This is a genomic window from Bradyrhizobium sp. (assembly GCF_019242285.1).
Classification (GTDB): domain Bacteria; phylum Pseudomonadota; class Alphaproteobacteria; order Rhizobiales; family Xanthobacteraceae; genus Bradyrhizobium.
In genome coordinates this window covers 1-2403 of sequence record NZ_JAFAVV010000692.1, presented here as the reverse complement: position 1 = coordinate 2403, position 2403 = coordinate 1, and the positions used below count along the sequence as shown (strand labels likewise).

The 2403-nt window shown below is 62.1% G+C and carries 3 protein-coding genes; all 3 read left to right on the top strand.

The window, feature by feature from the left end; genetic code table 11:
- Position 1 precedes the first annotated feature (1 nt).
- The 3 genes from soxC (at position 2) to JOY90_RS27930 (ending at position 2194) form a co-directional block, all read left to right on the top strand.
- Positions 2-1195 carry a sulfite dehydrogenase gene (gene soxC / locus JOY90_RS27940; RefSeq protein WP_291694329.1) on the top strand — a complete coding sequence of 398 codons (1194 nt, stop codon included), beginning with the start codon at positions 2-4 and terminating at the stop codon, positions 1193-1195.
- On the top strand, positions 1182-1745 hold the full coding sequence (locus JOY90_RS27935) for a c-type cytochrome (RefSeq protein WP_291694328.1): 564 nt from the start codon (positions 1182-1184) through the stop codon (positions 1743-1745). Before soxC ends, JOY90_RS27935 begins: the two co-directional genes overlap by 14 nt.
- Before the next feature lie 275 nt (positions 1746-2020).
- Positions 2021-2194, top strand: a complete 174-nt coding sequence (locus JOY90_RS27930; protein WP_291694327.1) for a hypothetical protein — start codon at positions 2021-2023, stop codon at positions 2192-2194.
- Positions 2195-2403 lie beyond the last annotated feature (209 nt).

Here is a 2403-nt window from a genome sequence, read left to right as displayed (position 1 = left end):
GGTGCTGACTTCCGGCCTCGCAGCGAACGATGCGCGTGCCGGCGAGGCTGACAATCTGCCGCCCAACGTTCCGGAGTGGATGAAGACGCCTGGCGATCCCATGGGCAGTCAGCCCTACGGCACGCCGTCGCCATTCGAGAAGAACGTCGTCAAGAACATCTCGAAAAGCCTGAAGCAGTACATCTCGGCCTCAGGACGCACGCCGCTGCAGGATCTCGACGGCATCATCACGCCGAACGGGCTGTTCTACGAGCGCCATCATGGCGGCGTGCCGACCATCGATCCCGCTCAGCACCGGCTGATGCTGCATGGGCTCGTCGACCGGCCGATGATTTTCACCATGGAGGACATCCGGCGCTTTCCCTCGCAATCGCGGATTCACTTCCTCGAATGTTCCGGAAATCCCGTCTACACAAAGCCCTACGGCAAGACGGCATCCGATCTGGTCGGTCTCGTGAGCTGCGCGGAATGGACCGGCGTCAGCCTGAAGCTCGTGCTGCAGGAGGCCGGATTGCGAGCAGGCGCGAAGTGGATCGTCGCCGAAGGCGCCGATGCGGCGGCGCTGACGCGCAGCATTCCAATCGAGAAATGTCTCGACGACGCCATGCTCGCATACAGCCAGAACGGCGAGCGGCTGCGCCCGCAGCAGGGTTATCCGCTGCGGCTGTTGCTGCCGGGCTTCGAAGGCAACATGAACGTGAAATGGTTGCGCCGCCTGCATGTGACGGCGGAGCCGGCCTATTCCCGCGAAGAGACCTCGAAATACACCGACCTGATGCCGGACGGCACCGCGCGCGAGTTCACCTTCTACATGGAAGCCAAGTCGATCATCACCCGGCCGTCCGGCGGACAACGGCTGACGGCGCAGGGATTTCACGAGATCACGGGCCTCGCCTGGAGCGGCCACGGCAAGATCAGGCGTGTCGACGTCTCGATCGACGACGGCAGAAGCTGGCAGGAAGCCGAGTTGCAGGAGCCGATCCTGACGCGCGCATTGACCCGCTTCCGTTTGCCCTGGCATTGGGACGGCAAGCCCGCGGTGATCCAGAGCCGCGCCGTCGATGAGACCGGCTATGTGCAGCCGACATTGTCGGAACTGCTGGCGGTGCGTGGCGAGAGCTACGGCTACCACAATAATGCGATCTGGCCCTGGCGCATTGCCGAGAACGGCGAGGTGACCAATGCCGCCGCATAAGGTCCAGATCGCGATGATGGTCGTCGCCATGTTGGCGATTGCGACAGCCGCGCCGGCGCAAAGCCCCTATGGCATCGGGCGCCTCGCGACCCCTGCCGAGATCGCCGGCTGGAACATCGACATCGGGCGCGACGGCCGCGGGCTGCCGCCGGGCAGTGGCACCGTGAGCCATGGGCAGGAGGTGTTCGCACAGCAATGCGCGGCGTGCCATGGCGACAAGGGGCAGGGCGGTGTCGGCGACCAGCTTGCCGGCGGGCAGGGCACGCTTGGGACCGCGAAACCGGTGCGCACAGTCGGCAGCTACTGGCCGTACGCGCCGACCCTGTTCGACTACATCCGTCGCGCCATGCCGCAGAACGCTCCGCAATCGCTGAGCAACGAGGATGTCTATGCGGTCGCCGCCTACATCCTTCATTTGAATGGCCTGCTGCCGGACGACGCGACGCTCGACGGCAAGTCGCTCGCGGCAATCAGGATGCCCAACCGCGACAGGTTCACGGGCGATCCACGGCCCGACGTGAAGGGCAAGGCGTGCATGTCGGGCTGCTGACGATGGCGTCCTGGGCTTGAGGCATCTGCGTGCGCCACGCCGCGCCCTGTGGTTGTTCATTGATATTTCTTAGAGCTCAAGTTTGAAATCGCGGTCGTCGCAGAAGTGCGAAATTACCGTGATATGTCTCACGCGTTCGTGTCGCACAGTTTGAGTTGATGTGAAGCAATTCATGTTCGATCGATGCGCAAGATCATATCTTCGGGAAGCTGCACTAATCAAAGGCACCGGTTTGCGGTGCCGGATTTCAAAGTCATATTGATGGAGATTGCAAAATGGCATTCGTCAATCAGATTGCATCCACCAAAGCTGATGCCCCCGATCGTGATATGTCGATCATTTTCGGCTATTCGATTTTTGCCGTCGCCATGTTGATCGCGATCTATATCGCCGGCGGCGAGCCGGGCACGGCAACGGGCGACTTCGCCAACATGGTCGTGTTTCCCTAAGTCGCGCTAGCGCGCGGCGGATTTTCGCCGCCTTGTCCAATTTTGCCGCGCTGTATCCAAGGCGGCCGTGAAGAACGCCCTTCTTCCGGAAGCTCCAGTCGGAGGGGAATTGCATGTTTTCGGATGGCAATGATGCGGGCTGTTGCTCGAACGTCCTGACCGCGCGGAAATTCCGCGAAAGGACGCCGGAGGATCGCGTGACCTATCGA

Excerpts from the sequence above, each read along its gene's own strand:
- JOY90_RS27930 (WP_291694327.1), top strand. The coding sequence starts at position 2,021 with ATGGCATTCGTCAATCAGATTGCATCCACCAAAGCTGATGCCCCCGAT.
- JOY90_RS27935 (WP_291694328.1), top strand. The coding sequence starts at position 1,182 with ATGCCGCCGCATAAGGTCCAGATCGCGATGATGGTCGTCGCCATGTTG.